This is a genomic window from Paenibacillus sp. FSL R7-0198 (assembly GCF_038000415.1).
GTDB lineage: Bacteria > Bacillota > Bacilli > Paenibacillales > Paenibacillaceae > Paenibacillus.
The window spans coordinates 4220202-4237668 of record NZ_JBBOCB010000001.1 but is presented as its reverse complement, the minus strand read 5'-3'; the positions used below and the strand labels follow the sequence as shown (position 1 = coordinate 4237668).

Below are 17467 nucleotides of genomic sequence, written 5' to 3'. Positions count from 1 at the left end.
TATTAATGCCAGAGACTTCCGAGAATCGGGTGAGCGTCATGCTGTTCTTTTCGATAAACTGGGTTAATTGCTCCCGAATTGAATTTGCAGGTTCCAAGGAAAGCACCACCCTTCGTGCAACATCCAGATTTTAGGTTTTACCCCTATATATCCTGATCATAATGAACATTAGAACGATGGTCAATAAAAAAATGTGATAATTGCCACTATTTTCAAGTTAATCGCATAAAAAGCCTAAAAAAGCTGTAAAACCATGTGTTTCTCCATGATTTCACAGCTTATTAGACCACTTTTTAGATGTAGTATTTCACGTTCTCTTCACCGTATTACAACTTTTATACCACAGGAGCAATACATACCGGACGAGGCAGTTCCAGCTTGAACCCGTTATGCGTCAGGCGTCCGTCTTCTTCACTGATTTGGAAACCTACGAGGTTATTACTGTCCTGATTTGCCACGACCAGAATCCCACCAGGCAAAATATTAAAGTTACGCGGTGTCTGCCCAATCGTGGACGTCCACTCTACAGCTTCCAACTCGCCGCTCTCCTGGTCAATATGATAAAGGACGATGCTGTCATCTCCCCGATTGGATGCATACAGGAAACGTCCACATGGAGATATACGGATGTCTGCAGCCGTCCCCTCTCCTTTGTGCCCTTCTGGAAGTGTGGAGATGTGCTGCACCGTAGTGAACTCCCCTCTGCGCTCATCGTATAGGAATGCCGTAACGGTGTTGTTCAATTCGTTGATTACATATGCCCACTTCGAGTTGGGATGGAACACAAGATGCCTTGGCCCTGCGCCTGGTGGCTGATCCATCTCACGATGGGTTACCAGACGTCCCTCTTCCAACCGATACACAATGATCTGATCCAGACCGAGGTCACATACGACAGCATACTGCCCGGACGGATCGGGTTGAATGGAGTGTGCATGCGGCCCTTCCTGCCGTTCTTCGTTGATTCCACTTCCCGTGTGCTCCACCCATGCACTCATCTCACCAAGCGTCCCCTGATCGCCAACCGGGAATACATTGACACTGCCGCTGCTATAGTTGGATGAGAACACCCACTGACCATCCGTGGAGACAGACACATAACATGGAGAAGCCCCTCTGGTCTGTTTTCGATCCATCAGGTGCAGCTCACTCGTTGCTGCATCTCTACGATAGACCAACACCTCTCCCTCGTCCGTCTCACTCGCCACATACAGACAGTTTCCATCCGGGCATAGCGCCAGATAAGACGGATTATCCACGCCATCCATGTGATTGACGATCCGCATCTCTCCTGAATCCGTATTCAACGCACATAGGAATATTCCTGGTTCATCCGCTGACGCATACGTACCTGTATAGAAAAGTGTTTCCTGAGTTGTGACTGGTTCCATATCTAATCTCTCCCTTATCCTATATATTCATTGGTCTGATTCTTCCCACTGGTATGTACTTACCCAATTCACGGGCAACTGCTTCACTTCCTGTAACGTGGCTTTCTATATTGAGAACAACCCCCGGTGAGCGCTCTCATATCTGGCATTGACTCCCCTATCCCCTCTCACCATAATACAAAGTATGAGACCTAACAACAGACCACCCCTACAGCGTAAATCTGACGGATTTCGTATGCAAAAACTCATTGTGCTTCCGGACTCACTGCTGCAAGAAACCGCAGCTTATCCGGTCACGTCCGGACTATACGTTACCGATATCGGTTACTTTCACGAAGCGGAGCATCATTACCGAGACCGTCCCGATGGTTGTGAGTCACACATTCTGATGTACTGTGCCCAAGGCACAGGCTGGTATACGATGGATGGCAGCAAGACATATGATGTCCGCCCGGGAAACCTCGTCATATTGCCTGCACACGTTCCTCATGTGTATGGTGCCAACACAGCTGAACCATGGAGCATCTTCTGGATTCATCTGCGCGGGGAACACGCTTTATCCTACATAGAACCCTTGTTAGCCCATCATATTACTACCATGCCACCGGCCAAGGCTCAAAAATGGCTTGAGCTGTTCCATGAATGTTACGGCGCGTTAGAGACGGGTTACTCCATGCAGACGATGACATATGCCTCCCAGATTATCGGTTATATGCTTGGCATGCTCGCTTATGGACCGGAGACAACCGGAACGGATGGCGGGATCGTGAGCAGCAAACGTGCGGCTGAACAATCCGTTCAATATATGCTGGAGCACCTGGAGAATGGAATCACCCTCAAGGAACTGGCGGCTCATGCGCGGCTGTCTGTTCCTCATTACTCTCAGTTGTTCAAGCAAGCTACTGGGCATTCGCCCATCGATTATTTTCTGCGGCTGAAGATTCAGCATTCCTGCCGCTATCTGGATTTTACCGATTGGACCGTGAAGCAGATCAGTTCCGAGCTTGGGTTCAAAGACCCGTACTACTTCTCCCGTCTGTTCAGCAAAATGATGGGACGTTCACCCACGGATTATCGGAATAAATCCAAAGGATAGATGCAGTGCCTTCACTTAGCCCTTTCTGAATGATTATGAATTTCAGTTGGAAAATTGCAGCAACCTTTTGAACAGAAGGGTCGTCTATAGGGGCAAATAACTTTTATATAAAGGGATCATCCCTGGAAAAGTGAGGCGAACCTATCATGAAAAAAAATATACTTGCTACATTAACTGCGGGAGCTCTGCTCACGCTGTCTCTAAGTGCAGGACCGATCAACGCGGCGCAGGCCCAATTCACGGATATTCAAGGTATCGCAGGAGCTGACAAAATCGAATCTCTCCATAAAGATGGATTCATCAAAGGCGTGAGTGACAGCTTGTTCAAACCTGAACTGGAGTTAAATACCGCTCAGGGCATTCAACTGATTGCGGACGGCCTGAATCTGAATCTGGACACGATTCGTTTTATCAAAATGCCGGTACCAAGTGACTACTTCTCTGCTGTAAAAGATGGCGTATGGTACAGTGATGCATTTATCCGCGCGCAATATAATGGCATTCAGATGTCACAGGATATCGATCCATCCAAACCGCTTACTCGTGAACAATTCACACTGTTCCTGATGCAAGGCATCGAGGCCAAAGGCGGTCTGCCAATGATTAATATCAAACCGGTGGATATTACCGACGAACGGGAACTTACGCCAGAGTATCAAGGTGCCATTCAGCGTTCACTTGTTCTCAAAATCAATGAACTGGATGCCGACGGAAACTTCAATCCCAAACAAACGATTACCCGTGCCGAAGCAGCAGTGATGATGTATAACGCAATCGAGTACATGGAATCGTTCCATGCACCACAAATCCCGGAAACACCTGAGAAGTAATCATTTCATGTTGGAAGCTACGAACTCACTTTAGTGTGGAATCTGATCTATTGGAGTCACCACTCAAGTGAGTTTGGACTTTTCCATACACCCTCAATATGCCAAACAGCCGCACTTTCCCTCAACAGGAAAGTGCGGCTGTTTGTATTATACTTATATCACTGATGCAAAATCATCAGATTTAACTCTCTAACTTAGAAAGAACCTTTAACAACAACCTCAGACAACGGCAAACGTCCTGACGGGCGAGCTGGCTGTGCCGCTTTACCTACAGTGATCAACAACGTTGGCACAAATCGTGCAGGAATGTTGAATGTTTCGATCAGTTTTTGTGGATTATATCCACCGATTGGACATGTATCGTAACCCAGGGAGCGTGCAGCAAGCATAATATTTTGGGAAGCAAAGGATGCATTGCGGATCGCTTCATCACGAGCGATTTGCGGGCTTTGGTAAGCACCGTTGATCTGTCCAACCAATGCGTCACGAACCTCAGCAGTCAGTGCGCCTGCTTCAACAGCTTGATCGTAGATTACCGTGTTACGGTTTGCTTCCAAATCTCCGAGAACAGCAATCGTAACCGAACTTTCCACGATCTGACTTTGACCGTAAGCAACTGGCAGCAATTTCGCTTTGTCTGCTTCGGATTCAATCACGAGGAATCTCCAGTGTTGCAGGTTCCATGAAGATGGTGCTTCCGCAGCTGCTGTCAGAATCGCATTGAGATCAGCTTCAGGCAATTCAAACCCTTTTTCGTACTTTTTGACAGCATGGCGTTCGCTAATGACGCGAAGTGTTTCATTTTTTTCAATGCCTGACATGTGTTCCACTCCCCAGAATCTAATTTGTTTATTCTTCTTTTACTTCCGCAAGGTGATCTCGAAGTTTACTCTACCAAGGATTTGCCTTCCGAAAATAACATCAGCGCAGACGATCTCTCCCCCATCTGTGTTCACGTTATGCCCGGAATCGCCTGAGAACATCAATGGATCTTTCACCGGAGCACACGCCAATGCCATAACTTGTCCACCATGCCTGACTAAACCAAGGCCATGTCATGAAGGACCATTCGTTGTGGACTCCGTCAGGACTTCTCCTTTGCAGGCAATCCATTCAGCGACAAGGTTATCGCTTCCCCATGACCTATGCGCTCTTTCACATCCTGAATGGATATACGGTCAAAATAAGCGCTGAGCGCCTCTTCGCCTCCGTTATATATGTTCCCCATCACATCCTGCATATTGGAAGATACCACGCACGATGAACCGGACTCCCCTGAGCACCAATTGGGACCGAGTGAGCCACCAGCTACCAGTCTGTACAATTCTCCAAGCTTGATCTCTTCACTTGGACGGCTAAGCAAGTACCCACCATGAGCACCTTCCTTGGTCGTCAGGTAACCATGCTTGCGCAGAACACTAAGTACCTTACGGACTCTGGCCGGGTGTGTACCCACACTCTGGGACAAATCTTCACTATTGGCCATACACTCATCTCTCATCGACAGAAAAACAAGACAATGCACCGCTATGGTAAATTCGCTATTCATAACTTACTCCTTCCCGGCTTACAACACCGATGAACTCCAACCCAAGGTAAGTATAACTGTCATTATATGAATAACAGTTATGTTTGTCAACTTTCAACCAGGATGGAGATCAAACGTGATTTTTCCTGTTATACCAATACTTACAGCTCATCAACACAATTAAGCTGGGATTAACATCCCGTCTTCATTCTAATCTAAAAAAGACAAAAAAAGTGAGCCTTCCGCTATGCGAAGGGCTCCAATAAGATAGACATATGAAAGGGCTTACGTGATTATTATAATCGGTAATCTTCAATTTGAAAACGCTTTTTTTGTAAAGTGAATCATTATTTCAAATTTTTTTTATTTGAATAAAATGAACAACAAGCATTGCTAAAACTAATGCCATTAGTTATTATACTAATATCATTAGTTTTAAGGAGGGTTTATCGATGCGCATTACCCGAGAGTTTGATGTCGTTCAAGTTACGTTTTTTCCAAGACTCTTCCCTGTGAACGTATATCTGGTTGAAGAGGAAGATGGATTAACCCTGATTGATGCCGGAATACCGTTCAGTTTTAAGGGGATTTTGGCAACTGCCCAGTCCCTTGGAAAACCCATTACCAAGATCATTCTGACTCACGCTCATAGCGACCATATTGGTGCATTGGATCGTCTCAAAGAGGCACTACCCCAAGCTGAGGTCTTCATCTCCAGACGGGATGCACGGCTATTGGAGGGTGACACTTCCCTTCTTCCCGGTGAACCACAAACCCCGGTACGCGGCGGCGTGCCCAAGCCCAAAGCGGTGCGCACCCAGCCAAACCACTTGCTGGATGACGGTGACCAGATTGGTTCACTGGTCGCCATTGCCTCACCAGGACATACGCCGGGACATATGTCCTTCATGGATACGCGCAGCCGCGTGCTCATCGCTGGCGACGCGTACCAGCTGCAAGGCGGCCTTGCCGTATCCGGCCGCGTGCGCCCGCTCTTCCCGTTCCCCGCGCTGGCGACGTGGAACCGCGAAGCGGCTCTGGCCAGCGCGAAGCGTCTGGCGGAGCTGGAACCGTCCGTGCTGGCTGTAGGCCACGGACGGATGCTGCGCCAGCCCGCGGCCGCCATGCGCGCGGCAACCGCTGATGCACAGCAGCGGTTTGATCTTGCCGGAGGGCAACTATGAGCCCCCGGCAAGGGCTGGATCGCGGCGCTCTGCTCAGTGCCGCGGCCCAGCTTGCTGACAGCGACGGCTTTCAGGCGCTGACACTGGCCGCACTCGCCCAGCGGCTGGATGTGCGCTCGCCGTCGCTCTACAACCACATCAGCGGACTTCCCGGGCTTCGCCAGGAAATGGCGCTGATGTCCGTACAACAGCTCAGCCGCGCATTAACCGCGGCTACTGCTGACCGCACTGGCGATGATGCCATCCAGGCCATCGCTGCGGCATACATTGGCTTCGTCCGCGAGCACCCCGGGCTGTACGAAGCCTCATTCCATGCCCCGGACCGCGAGGAGCCACAGCTCGCCGCGGCCAGCACAGCCACGCTGGAGTTGCTGCTGCACAGCTTGCAGCCCTACCCGCTAACCGAAGCGGAAGCATTACACGCCGTTCGTGGTTTGCGAAGCCTCTGCCATGGATTTGCCTCCATTGAGGCACAAGGCGGCTTCGGCATGGACTTTGATCCGGACGAAAGTCTGCGTCTGACCGTATCCGCATTTCTGCACGGACTCCGGCATCTTCACGAAAACTAGTACGCACGGGTTGTATCATAAAAAGGACTGCAGATTCGCTGCAGTCCTTTTTACGTTGCTGTTCCACCTTCTTGCCAAAATCTAACGAACCCAGGACACGCTATAACACCAATTAGAGCGGATAGAAAAATCTAACGAACCCCACACACCCTATTTCATAGAAAACTGGCAGTGGGACAGGCAAAATGAGCATATTCCATCATTTAACGTGTCTGTGATTCGTTAGATCTACCAACGTAGCAAATTAGGCCGAATAAGACGCGCTACGTTCGTTAGAGTCTGCTACATATGTTACTTCAGTTCATGATGCCATAGCGGCATCGCATTACACATTGCAATTCAATTTCCGCCTGATACATATCGTGCTCCGCTCAAAACTTCTGCCCCTCACATCTACGCGCTTCTCTAATATGTACATCCCCGGTCCTCACTCCAGAAGAACGGCCTTTCACTACCTGCTCTCCATCCGAACGTTTTTCTTTACACCCACCCTATGGCCATTGTTGCCGTCCATCCTGCACTTCATTCAAAATATGCTTCATCACGGGCACATACACCTTCCAGTAGAACATGTCCGGAACATCTTTCTGATCTGGCGTAAGCTTGGACCGGACGACCTCCCAACCCCGGATTCGGCGCCAAAAAGAATAATGCTTCATCTCTCCGAATGACCCTGCCATGTAATACGACCGATTATAGTCGTCATATCGGACAAGTGCAGCAAATTCCGCGGGAATTCCTGCATCCACCAGCTTCTGCTCGCCTGTCTCCGTCAGATCCGTCTTATACCAGGCCAGTATGGAATTCTGCTGTTGCGGGACAATGATATCGAACCAGCCATTGTAATGTATATCCTGGGTTATACCGCTCCAATCGCTGCCTGCCGGTGTAAATGCAATCTGTATATTGCCTGTCTTCACATCCGGACCTTTCTCCAGTACCATGACCTGTCCATCCATATGGATCAGCAGCATACCCGCTCCGTGATAAGACCATTTCTTCTTCTCCCGCTGCTCATAATTCGCCCGAACCCACCGGGGGACTTCTTCCATACTTTGCAGATTAGATACCGATTTCCCCTGCCATCCACTGCTGTTCACTCCCAAAATGGGATACAGCTGCTCTCTGGTCATTTTCGAAGCCGTATTTGCCAATGCACTGTATTCAGCGACAACCGTTACCCCTTTATACGCAGCCTCGCGGATCTTCTGCACATCATATATTGTTAATCCTTCATAAATTTCGTCTTGCTTCCGTTCATTCTTGTGTGCAGACAGACTACTCCGATTCGCCGTCAGATAGATCAGATCCGTATCCGTCACCTCATCAGGCAGCAGTTGTTTCATCCGTGGAAGCCCGTCCTGAAGATCATAGCCGTAATAATCCTCTTCATACGAGTAGTATTCCCCTGTGTGCTGTACAATCTTCTGTTGATTCAGAAGCCAAACCAACCCCTTGTGCCCCTGATAGGATAAGTCTGGTCTGCTCTTGTCAATAATCATGATGTTCAGTGGAACCGGGGCCTGGGATTGCCACATAATCCAGGGGACAACCAGCACCACTGATACCACTGTAAAACAAGCCAGCGTCCACATCGTGGCTGGCCTGTAACTTTTTTTCATGAAGCGTATTCCTCCTTGCTCTGTTCCAAGGTATTGTCAGGATCGGTCGTTAGATTACCCTAATCCATGTCTGCTGTCCTTTTCCTCTGCCTTCCGCAATCCCATAGCCTGCAACATGCCATATATACGGGATATGTTATTCAGTGGTCTGAACCAGAACGTCTCCGAACAAGCATACAATAACAGACGCGTCACCTCTCTTGACGTGTACGCTTTGCGTGAACACCATACCTCGAACATTACCATACCTGCGGACAACAGTGAACCATAGAGCGTCAGCAGTAGAGCGAGAATGATGCATAGGTTGATATCCACCAATTGTAGCCCTATGCCTGAGATGAACAGCAAAATCGCTCCCAGTTCCATCACAGGTCCCAGCAATTCGATCAAAATAAAATACGGGATGGATACCATCCCCATCCAGCCATAGGCCGGATTGAAGATCATGCTCCGCTGAGTCCATAGACTGCTTGCAAGCTGCATGTGCCAACCGATACGCTGTCTGCACAGCTTACGCCATGTACCAGGTACTTCTACCCTGCAGATCGGATCGGGAATATATATAATACGGCCAGGTTCCCGGATCTGCTTCATATGTTTCTGTAACCGCATTACCAGTTCCATGTGAGCAACCTGGTCATCGCTCTTGTAACCCCCAACTTCCATCACCCGGTTCTTTTTGAATACACCGAATACTTCTGCTGTAAATAAAAGCACATTAATATTATAACGAACGAGTCCCACGCCGCTAATCAGAAAAGCACGCACGTATTCAATGGTCTGCATAACATACAATGTACTGCCCGTAAGTTTTGTGCTGTTGTCGGTTGAATCCGTTTGATCCGTATTTCTGGGGGCCATGAGATCTACTCGTCCACTACAAGCAACGACCTCTTCTCCTGGGAGAGCATCCATAACGGGTTTCATAATCTTCACCAATGCATCCCGTTCCAGAAATGTCCGGGGTCCAACTGAGGCGATATAAGGATATTGCGAGATATTCAGACCTGCATTCAAGGAGTCCATTCGTCCTCCATACGCCTTGTCGATCACAATCAGACGATGATGCAGCCTGGATTGGTAGACACATTTAATCTGAGCCGTCTCCTGACCGAGTCCCGAGTAATGAACTTTACTCCGAATCGGCATCAGATCATAGGTTTCTATTAACTGTGGCATTGTTCCATCCTCTGATCCATCATTAATGATAATCACTTCATAGCGTGAATACTGAATATCCAGCAGACAATTAATTCGCTGTACGATCGTATTCTCGCTATTACGCATCGGGACAAGCAGGGATACCGCCGGAGCCAATTCTTCATCCAACATCTCGTGATATTGCAGCGGGTCCAGATCCCTTCTCGGGATCAATGTGCGAGCGGCAGCAACTACCAGAACACTGCACGTCAAAATCGCAAGCACCAGATAGATAAATATACCCTCGTAACATGCCAAAACAAAACTCCGCAGCATCTCAATCCATCTTTCGTCCATACTGCATCCTTTCCAGCGTTTCTTCCGCTATCTGCCTTGCATATCTATCCGGATGGTTTACAGCCGTATCCCGGAGTTCTTCAAGTCCCTGCTCGTACCGGGCAAGGGAGTTCGCCGCTTCCTGTCTGATCTGAAAAGAAGGATCACCCATCATTACCTTCAGTCTAGGAATAAAAGCATCCGCATGAACAGTGCCCATAAGCTGGGTCACTGTTAGTCTTTCAGAGCGTTGCCTTTCCTCGCCAGATTCGTTCCATACCAGCAATAGCCCCTTCAGCAACTCTTCGCGACCTCTGCCCACTTGAGCCAATGCCTGATAAGCATGGGTACGCAGCAGCGCATCCTCTCCAAGAATGAGCTTCTCCAGTAGGACAACAGCACCCTCCGTCTGGTCATCCCGAATACGAATGGCATGGACGATATTAGACTGGACCTGATAAGGTACCTCCTTGAAATGATCCTTAAGACGTGTCCAGGATGAATCGGTAAGCAACAGCAGAATCTGCAGATACTGCGAATCGGACCATACATATTGCTCACGCATCAATTCCTTCACGATTCTGAAATAACCGGTTCTGGCATATATGCGCAAAATGATGAAGCGTTCAAGCGGCGTACAGGAGGTAACCCTTAGCATATCCTCTAACCTGGGCAGGAGCTCCACCATATGAAACTGTTCAATATATAACAACGTGTTGACCCGTTCACTCCACTTTCCCGTCTTCAAAACCGACCGGTATGAACTTCCAAAGACTTGCCAGGATAACAGACGAATTCGCAGAGTCTCGTGCTCTACCGGACCTTGAGCAAGCCGTTGCAATAACAGCTGCTGCAAAACACTCTGTTGATCTCCACTCATATTCAATAAGTCTACTTTTACTTCTCCTTGGCCCAGATACCGCTGTAGCACCGAATCTTCAGAAATTAATTCTTGCATCAGTACCGTCTTAACCTTTTCCCTGCGCCTACTGCTATATTTCATCCATAAGATGTAACCGTAGATGATCAGCAAAAAAGCCAGTACACTTGCACATACAAGGCTGACCACATGTACTAACCAATCTGTATTACCCACAAGCCACCCTCTATGATGTGAGCCTATAAGCTTGAAATACATCCATTGTTGTCCAATCATTGCATGATTTCCCCTTAATCGAATAAACGGCCTTACAACGGGCACAATAATACAAAATTTTCAAATACACCCTGTGAATACATATCGGGTATATGATACACTAAGCTTTCTATCGGCTTTCTACGTTTGTGATATAATAGGAACTGAAAATTCCGGCAATTCGTACTGGGTTCCGGATCTCCGGATAACATATTATTCCAGAAAGAGGGAGTTCTACGTGGCTCAAATCAGTCCGTACTACCTGCAAATCGGAGCAACCGTGGGCATGCTCGTCATGGCACTGCTTGCCATCTTCATCCGCATGAAAGCCAGTCACAGACCGGTGACCATTCGCAAAATCCTTATTCCTCCGCTCGGCATGAGCACAGGATTTCTCATGTTTGTTGTACCGGCAACACATGTTCCTCTACTCTGGGCATTCATTGCGTTTCTGGTGGGCTGGTTCCTCTTCTCCTATCCCCTCATTCGCAGTACACGGTTTGAACGAGTAGGCGAAGAAATTTTTGCCACACGTTCTCGCAGCTTTGCTTTTATCTTGCTTGGATTGCTGGCCGTACGCCTGATCCTGCATGAAGTCATCCAGCGATATGTAAGTATTCCGCAAACGGGCGGATTGTTCTTCCTGCTGGCTTTTGGCATGATTGTACGCTGGCGTGTATATATGTACAAACACTACAAAGAAGTGCTGGTCGCCGAACACTAGTCACCCTACATAGACCACGCATAGATTTACAGATAAAAAAGACACGTTCTGCTGCACCCTCGGTGTGCAGAACGTGTCTTTTCGTTTTCAAACTAATAGTACATGTAAACCATTCAATATCTATTCAGGATCTGCAACCTTAACCAGCTGCTTGCCCAGATTATCTCCCGAGAAGAGGCCCATGAATGCTTCCGGCGTCTGTTCGAACCCGTCCACAATGTTTTCTTCATACTGGATATGACCTTCCTTGATCCATTTCGCCAACTTGGCGCGGCCTTCTTTGAAGGATTTCGTATAGTCACCCAGCAGGAAACCTTTCATTAATGCTGTATTTGTTAACAGCAACGTCTGTGGCCGCATCCCGATATCCGGTTTCTCCAGATTATAGGATGAGATCTGACCGCATAACGGAATACGTGCATTCCGATTGATGTGGCGCAAGACTGCATCCGAGATGTCACCGCCCACATTGTCAAAGTAGACATCTACACCATCCGGGCAAGCCCGTTCAATGGCCGCTGACATATCCTGCTCCTTCTTGTAGTTCAACACCACGTCGAAGCCCAGCTTTTCTTTCAAATAAGCGCATTTCTCATCAGAGCCTGCAATACCAACCACGCGCGCTCCCACAATTTTACCAATCTGACCAGCAATCATGCCTACCGCTCCGGCTGCTCCCGATACAACAACCGTTTCGCCGTCCTTCGGTTTGCCGATGTCCTCCATACCAAAATAAGCCGTCAGACCCGTCAGGCCCAGCGCACCCAGGTAAGCCGTGATTGGTGCTTCTTCGGTATCAATTAGCGAAAGATCAGCCGTATTCACTGCGGCATATTGCTGCCAGCCCCACATACCGGATACGAGGTCACCTTTGCGCAGATTCGGTTCCGAAGATTCCACAACCTGTCCAATGGCTCCACCCTTAATCACTTCATTTAACGCGTACGGTGCAGCATAGGATTTTGTATCTTTCATGCGGCCCCGCATATACGGATCGACCGACAAATATAATGTACGTACCAGGACTTGCCCAGCTTCCGGTTCAGGAAGAGGTGCATCAATGAAGTTGAAATTCTCTCTGGATGGGGCACCTTCGGGACGAGAAGCAAGTACGATCTGTTTATTTAAAGACACCAAAATTACCTCCTTGTTGCCAAGTGGACGCAAGGTTAACCCTTGTCAGCTGAGATCACTTACCACTGGCTCTGTGTTATCACTTCTTAATAGTTTAAACCGGAACAGGCGGTTCACAAACGTGGGCCGCCTTGAAATATGCAAATATCGTCACATTGTAGCTGCTTTTGGCTATTATTGTGCTGTCAAAATCACTGGACCATCCGCCGTAATCGCAATCGTATGTTCATACTGGGCAGACAGACTTCCATCCAAAGTACGAGCAGTCCATCCATCTGAATCCAGCTTACTTCGGAACGTACCAATATTCAGCATCGGTTCGATCGTAATAACCATGCCTTCCTTGAGACGCGGACCTCGATGAGGCGGACCGTAGTGAGGGACTTGTGGTTCCTCATGCATCTTCTCACCAATGCCGTGTCCGATAAACTCACGCACAACCGATAGGCCTTCACCTTCTGCATACACTTGAATCGCATTGGAGATATCCCCGATCCGGTTGCCCACCACGGCAAGTTCAATTCCTTTGTAGAGAGAGTTTTTGGTTACATCCAGCAGATGTTGTGCTTCCGGAGTCACTTCACCTACGGCATATGACCAAGCCGAATCCGCCAGCCAGCCATTCAGATTAACCACCATGTCGATTGTGACGATATCGCCGTCTTTCAGTGCATATTTTCCCGGAAACCCGTGACAGATCACATCATTAACCGACGCACATGTCGCATATTGGTATCCGTTATATCCCTTTTGTTCCGGCGTAGCGCCATTTTTCTTCATAAAAGCTTCTGCAAACTGGTCGATCTCCTGTGTCGTAATGCCTGGACGAATCATCTTTGCAATTTCTCTATGGCATGCGGCGAGAATTTCTCCGGCTTTTTTCATATATTCAATCTGTTCTTTGGTCTTCAATGTAATCATGATAACTACTCCTGTCCGTTAAAATCTTATCCTGTCCTCTATTGTAACGCTAAACGCTCAAAATAAAAAATTCCGTACAATCAGCAACATCCTATTATACGCCAAGCTCCTGTCCAATGAATACAATTTTCCATGAAAAACTCGAAACCCCTTCTGATCTAGCCACGTATATGCTTAAAACAGTTGAAGTCGAAAGGGTGAAAGCTCATGTTCAAAAAGATTATCGGCAAACTTATTGATTCCAAATCTTCATCTCACCGCAAACGTTACAGCTCCTCGGACAGGCGCTCATATAAACGTCACAGCAGTTCCTCAGGCAAGCGTTCCTACAAGCGCTATTCTTCTTCGGATGTGAAATACCGGGACAGCCGCAGTGGCTCCGGGTATTACAAAAGCAGAAAATACAGCTCCAGCTAAGCTGCTCTCACGACTGCTTTTAAAGAGCAATGATCGTGCCAGCAGTTTATTAGACGCTACAATAAATGAATATGTAATAAAGGGGTGTTCGCTAGCCGTACTTACGGCCAGCAGAACACCCCTTTATTGTTTCTATATAGCAAAAAGGAAAAAGACCCCTACAGATATCATACGAAGAGGTCACGGATAACAAATATAGGCCCGCCTACAGAGCTTATTTCATGGTAATTTCAGCAACACATTTTCCATATCTGCCTGTAACTCCCTCGCCCCACCCTCATAACCTGGACGGAGTCCAAGAAGTCGTTCCAACATCTGGTGTAATTCCGGCGTAAGCTTGAGTTCCTCCTGCCAGCTGGTGGGTTCACTGCCCTTCTCTGGCTCATAAGCCGAATACAGCATAAAGAGAAGAAAGTGGCCGATATCCTGCAGATCATGATCCGGTGTAGCCGGTTCATCTTCAGGCTCAGGCACTTCACGCATACGTCGCTTCAGCTCCGGCAACAACGGCTCCCCCAAGCGTCTCGCCAGGCCAAAGTCAATCAGATGTACAGTCCCTTCACGTAAAATAACATTGGGAATCCGCACATCTCCATGAATGTATCCCTGCTCATGCACATGAGCCACCGGAGCCAGCAGTTGACCTGCCAATTCCAGACATTCCCGCTCCGTATATCGAAGACCTTGCTCAAATATGCAATCTTCCAGCGTCTGTCCACGAATATATTCGGTAACGATATAACTTCGTCTCCCGGATGTGAACACATCCAATAGATCAGGGATCGCCGGATGATGCAGACGTCTCATCACGTCCGCCTCCCGCTCCAACAGCTTCGCAGAGAGTCTGCCCTTGCTAGGCTTGGACTCCTTCAACGCCACTTCCCTGCCATTCTGGTCATCTGTACACAGGTATGTCAGCCCATAGCTCCCCATACCCAGCAGTTCCTGTATTGTATAACGCTCAGCAATGGTCATGCCTTCCCGCCGAGGACGATCCGTCCATAGTCCAAGCAATCTTTGCCAACTTCGTCGCAGCTCCACAGATCCTCCCACGCCAGCTTCCTGATCCACTCAGTCTTTATCTATACCGAGCAGTCCGTTGCCAGTCTTCATGTTGTATGGAGCTTATTATATCAGGCCCATAATGCAAAATCACGATGAGCAAGAGCCTCTCACTCAAGCTTCCTTATGCTTCTTGGGCAGGAACCCGAACAACATACGCAAGGATACTCCTTTTGGTTTGCGTTTTCTTCCCTGGAAGCTGCGCAAGTTGGTCACGAGTTCACGATCCCGCTCTTCCTCCAGCTTCTCATTCATCCACACGCGCTGTTTCTCCATCTGTTCCTGGAGAGCCATATGTGTCTCCGCCAGATGCTGAAGGGTCAGCTCCAGTTCATCGACCCGCTGTTGCAGCAGCTGTACCCGATCATCCTGCTGTTGTTCTACAGCACCATAAGTCACCTCACTTACAAGTTGCCCCAGACCTTCATAGGATCTTAGATTACCCATTATTTCAGGTTCTTCAGGGAATACGGATGGCATGACTGTCGCTGCACATTCCGACTCTGACAGACCTTCAATTCCCACCACCGGAACATCTACTTCAACTACAGCTACAGGTACTTCTGGAGCCAATACAGTCACCACAGCATCAGCCAGGGGTAGATTATGCTCTCTGAGTTCGGTCATCAGGCGTTCAATGCACTCGATGTCGTCGGATTTGAATAGTCTGGATTTGTTGGCGGACCGTTCGAACCGGTATCCCTGTTCTTCCAGTGCCGCCGCATATTTACGAAGAGTACTGGCACCTATGCCCAGGCTCTTGGCCGTTTCCGTCGTTGCTCCTGCTTCTTCAATCATCATTAATTCCCTCCCGGAATGAAGTCTTTTGGGAATCAATTTCATATAACTTTAGTGAGTTATGAAATTGATTCTTGGATAAAAACATTATGGCTTCAGCGTTCCTTTTTGGAACCATCATCGGATCGGGGCAACCTGTCTCATGGATCAAGTATGCTTATCTTTTGCTTGTCCGTATGTATTCGTCAGCTCCTCGGCAGATCCCTTTGGCGGTTTTGTTCTGTTTCTGCGGATTCCTAAGAAGTTTTGTCAGGTATATAATCTGCATAAATAACCCCCAATCCGACAACGAGCATGAATGCTGTCATGTCGAAGACATAGGTGCAAACGCCGTCAAATCTTATGATTATGAATAATTCATGTCAATTTTGTTAACTCCGTTACTCCAACACGCTCCCGCGATAGCGGATATCATTGCTGCACAGCTTTTCCATGTGTTATCTTATGTAACGTAGAAGTGCATTCCAGCATAAAATAAAGGACTATACTTAACATAGGACGCGTAAGTGACGAATAAATATCAATCTAAATGGGGGCTGAACGGCAGTGTTAGGCAAATCAGGCAAAGTAGCGGTGATCGGGGCGGGTCTTGTCGGTTCGAGTTGTGCGTATTCCATGATTAATCAATCGATATGCAGGGAAATTATGATGGTGGACCGGACGTATGACCGTGCTGTAGCACAGGCATTGGATTTTTCCCATTGTATGGACTTCACACATAACCGCACCAAGGTATATGCAGGCACGTACGCGGATTGTGGCAATATGGATGTTATTGTCTTAACTGCCGGAGCGAATCCCAAGCCAGGACAGACACGGCTGGATATTCTGGAGGAAGCGGAATCGATTGCCAAAGACATCGTGGTCCCGATCATGAAAAGTGGATTTAACGGGATTTTTGTCGTCGCTGCCAATCCGGTTGACATAGTAACTTATATGGTATGGAAATTATCTGGTCTGCCGCGTGAGCATGTCATCGGCACAGGAACGTCCATTGACTCTTCAAGGCTTAAAACGCTGCTGTCTGAAGTCTTCTCCATCGATCCACGCAGTGTGCACGGTTATGCCCTCGGGGAGCATGGAGAATCCCAGTTCGTAGCCTGGTCTCATGTGACCATCGGTGGCAAACCGATTATGCACATCATGGATCAGCACAAGGAGCGTTTCAAACATCTGGATCTGGACGATATTGCACGCAAAACAAAGGATGCTGGCTGGGAGATTTTTACCCGTAAAGGTTCTACCCAATTCGGAATCGGTAATGCCCTCGCGCACATCACTCGTTCCATCCTCAATGACGAACACAAGATCATCGCCGTATCGGCTATTCTGGACGGAGAGTACGAGCAACACAACGTCTGCGTCGGTGTTCCTGCAATCATCGGTGGCAATGGTATTCAAGAGATTATCGAATTGCATCTGGATGCAGCGGAACGTGAGAAATTCAACAGCTCCTGTGAAATATTATCTGGTAACATTAATCGCCTGACATTGGCATAACTCATTCGTATACAGATCACTGCATACGCTTCAGCTCAACTTCAAAAGCCTGTCCACACAAACACGCCAATAACACTCCA

The 17467-nt window shown here is 48.1% G+C and carries 18 protein-coding genes; 7 read left to right on the top strand and 11 right to left on the bottom strand.

What is annotated here, in order from left to right:
* Positions 1-335: 335 nt before the first annotated feature.
* A complete protein-coding gene (locus tag MKY87_RS18485; protein ID WP_339786715.1) occupies positions 336-1391 on the bottom strand; it encodes a lactonase family protein in 1056 nt (351 codons plus the stop codon).
* Positions 1392-1626: 235 nt separating this feature from the next.
* On the opposite strand from MKY87_RS18485, the gene MKY87_RS18480 reads away from it, so the two are divergent.
* Positions 1627-2487, top strand: coding sequence for an AraC family transcriptional regulator (locus MKY87_RS18480; RefSeq protein WP_340965659.1), 861 nt, complete (start codon positions 1627-1629; stop codon positions 2485-2487).
* A gap of 146 nt (positions 2488-2633) precedes the next feature.
* On the top strand, positions 2634-3317 hold the full coding sequence (locus MKY87_RS18475) for an S-layer homology domain-containing protein (RefSeq protein WP_340965658.1): 684 nt from the start codon (positions 2634-2636) through the stop codon (positions 3315-3317).
* A 194-nt stretch (positions 3318-3511) separates the two neighbouring features.
* Here the strand turns inward: MKY87_RS18475 and MKY87_RS18470 are convergent, their stop codons facing one another.
* The 3 genes from MKY87_RS18470 to MKY87_RS18460 form a co-directional block, all read right to left on the bottom strand.
* Positions 3512-4138 (bottom strand): nitroreductase family protein, encoded by a 627-nt coding sequence (locus MKY87_RS18470; protein ID WP_076215923.1) that lies wholly within the window; start codon positions 4136-4138, stop codon positions 3512-3514.
* A gap of 39 nt (positions 4139-4177) precedes the next feature.
* A complete protein-coding gene (locus tag MKY87_RS18465; RefSeq protein WP_340965657.1) occupies positions 4178-4336 on the bottom strand; it encodes a hypothetical protein in 159 nt (52 codons plus the stop codon).
* 65 nt (positions 4337-4401) lie between these two features.
* Positions 4402-4866, bottom strand: coding sequence for an RrF2 family transcriptional regulator (locus MKY87_RS18460; RefSeq protein ID WP_091038227.1), 465 nt, complete (start codon positions 4864-4866; stop codon positions 4402-4404).
* Positions 4867-5297: 431 nt separating this feature from the next.
* Between MKY87_RS18460 and MKY87_RS18455 the strand changes: the two genes are divergently transcribed.
* Both MKY87_RS18455 and MKY87_RS18450 read left to right on the top strand, forming a co-directional pair.
* Positions 5298-6029 carry an MBL fold metallo-hydrolase gene (locus MKY87_RS18455; protein ID WP_340965656.1) on the top strand — a complete coding sequence of 244 codons (732 nt, stop codon included), beginning with the start codon at positions 5298-5300 and terminating at the stop codon, positions 6027-6029.
* On the top strand, positions 6026-6598 hold the full coding sequence (locus MKY87_RS18450) for a TetR/AcrR family transcriptional regulator (protein ID WP_339786724.1): 573 nt from the start codon (positions 6026-6028) through the stop codon (positions 6596-6598). Before MKY87_RS18455 ends, MKY87_RS18450 begins: the two co-directional genes overlap by 4 nt.
* A 491-nt stretch (positions 6599-7089) precedes the next feature.
* Here the strand turns inward: MKY87_RS18450 and MKY87_RS18445 are convergent, their stop codons facing one another.
* Genes MKY87_RS18445 through MKY87_RS18435 form a run of 3 tightly spaced genes read right to left on the bottom strand, consistent with a single transcriptional unit; the run spans position 7090 to position 10852 of the window.
* Entirely contained in the window at positions 7090-8220 is a 1131-nt protein-coding gene (locus tag MKY87_RS18445; protein ID WP_340910780.1) for a hypothetical protein, read from the bottom strand.
* A gap of 54 nt (positions 8221-8274) precedes the next feature.
* A complete protein-coding gene (locus MKY87_RS18440; protein ID WP_340910783.1) occupies positions 8275-9717 on the bottom strand; it encodes a glycosyltransferase family 2 protein in 1443 nt (480 codons plus the stop codon).
* The gene (locus MKY87_RS18435) at positions 9698-10852 is read right to left on the bottom strand and encodes a HEAT repeat domain-containing protein (protein ID WP_340965654.1); all 1155 of its coding nucleotides are present in this window, start codon (positions 10850-10852) and stop codon (positions 9698-9700) included. The genes MKY87_RS18440 and MKY87_RS18435 overlap by 20 nt, the downstream gene beginning before the upstream one ends.
* 217 nt (positions 10853-11069) lie before the next feature.
* Between MKY87_RS18435 and MKY87_RS18430 the strand changes: the two genes are divergently transcribed.
* Entirely contained in the window at positions 11070-11555 is a 486-nt protein-coding gene (locus MKY87_RS18430) for a CcdC family protein (protein WP_179088578.1), read from the top strand.
* A 120-nt stretch (positions 11556-11675) separates the two neighbouring features.
* Here the strand turns inward: MKY87_RS18430 and MKY87_RS18425 are convergent, their stop codons facing one another.
* Complete coding sequence (locus MKY87_RS18425; RefSeq protein ID WP_076215938.1) at positions 11676-12689, bottom strand: NADP-dependent oxidoreductase; 1014 nt, start codon at positions 12687-12689, stop codon at positions 11676-11678.
* Between the two features lie 174 nt (positions 12690-12863).
* The gene (gene map, locus MKY87_RS18420; RefSeq protein WP_211084250.1) at positions 12864-13610 is read right to left on the bottom strand and encodes a type I methionyl aminopeptidase; all 747 of its coding nucleotides are present in this window, start codon (positions 13608-13610) and stop codon (positions 12864-12866) included.
* A gap of 207 nt (positions 13611-13817) precedes the next feature.
* Here map and MKY87_RS18415 point away from each other — a divergent pair, with 207 nt between their 5' ends.
* A complete protein-coding gene (locus MKY87_RS18415; RefSeq protein ID WP_017690946.1) occupies positions 13818-14027 on the top strand; it encodes a hypothetical protein in 210 nt (69 codons plus the stop codon).
* A 219-nt stretch (positions 14028-14246) separates the two neighbouring features.
* On the opposite strand, the gene MKY87_RS18410 is transcribed toward MKY87_RS18415, so the two are convergent.
* Positions 14247-15080 (bottom strand): serine/threonine protein kinase, encoded by an 834-nt coding sequence (locus MKY87_RS18410; protein WP_340965653.1) that lies wholly within the window; start codon positions 15078-15080, stop codon positions 14247-14249.
* A gap of 123 nt (positions 15081-15203) precedes the next feature.
* A complete protein-coding gene (locus tag MKY87_RS18405) occupies positions 15204-15890 on the bottom strand; it encodes a hypothetical protein (protein WP_338590414.1) in 687 nt (228 codons plus the stop codon).
* A gap of 543 nt (positions 15891-16433) precedes the next feature.
* Between MKY87_RS18405 and MKY87_RS18400 the strand changes: the two genes are divergently transcribed.
* On the top strand, positions 16434-17387 hold the full coding sequence (locus MKY87_RS18400; RefSeq protein ID WP_339786741.1) for an L-lactate dehydrogenase: 954 nt from the start codon (positions 16434-16436) through the stop codon (positions 17385-17387).
* Positions 17388-17467: the final 80 nt, after the last annotated feature.

Bases quoted from the DNA above. Each gene is read 5' to 3' on its own strand.
- map (WP_211084250.1), bottom strand. From the start codon at position 13,610: ATGATTACATTGAAGACCAAAGAACAGATTGAATATATGAAAAAAGCC.
- MKY87_RS18475 (WP_340965658.1), top strand. From the start codon at position 2,634: ATGAAAAAAAATATACTTGCTACATTAACTGCGGGAGCTCTGCTCACG.
- MKY87_RS18460 (WP_091038227.1), bottom strand. From the start codon at position 4,866: ATGAATAGCGAATTTACCATAGCGGTGCATTGTCTTGTTTTTCTGTCG.
- MKY87_RS18480 (WP_340965659.1), top strand. From the start codon at position 1,627: ATGCAAAAACTCATTGTGCTTCCGGACTCACTGCTGCAAGAAACCGCA.
- MKY87_RS18485 (WP_339786715.1), bottom strand. From the start codon at position 1,391: ATGGAACCAGTCACAACTCAGGAAACACTTTTCTATACAGGTACGTAT.
- MKY87_RS18445 (WP_340910780.1), bottom strand. From the start codon at position 8,220: ATGAAAAAAAGTTACAGGCCAGCCACGATGTGGACGCTGGCTTGTTTT.
- MKY87_RS18470 (WP_076215923.1), bottom strand. From the start codon at position 4,138: ATGTCAGGCATTGAAAAAAATGAAACACTTCGCGTCATTAGCGAACGC.
- MKY87_RS18450 (WP_339786724.1), top strand. From the start codon at position 6,026: ATGAGCCCCCGGCAAGGGCTGGATCGCGGCGCTCTGCTCAGTGCCGCG.
- MKY87_RS18440 (WP_340910783.1), bottom strand. From the start codon at position 9,717: ATGGACGAAAGATGGATTGAGATGCTGCGGAGTTTTGTTTTGGCATGT.
- MKY87_RS18415 (WP_017690946.1), top strand. From the start codon at position 13,818: ATGTTCAAAAAGATTATCGGCAAACTTATTGATTCCAAATCTTCATCT.
- MKY87_RS18465 (WP_340965657.1), bottom strand. From the start codon at position 4,336: ATGGCATTGGCGTGTGCTCCGGTGAAAGATCCATTGATGTTCTCAGGC.
- MKY87_RS18405 (WP_338590414.1), bottom strand. From the start codon at position 15,890: ATGATGATTGAAGAAGCAGGAGCAACGACGGAAACGGCCAAGAGCCTG.
- MKY87_RS18435 (WP_340965654.1), bottom strand. From the start codon at position 10,852: ATGATTGGACAACAATGGATGTATTTCAAGCTTATAGGCTCACATCAT.
- MKY87_RS18455 (WP_340965656.1), top strand. From the start codon at position 5,298: ATGCGCATTACCCGAGAGTTTGATGTCGTTCAAGTTACGTTTTTTCCA.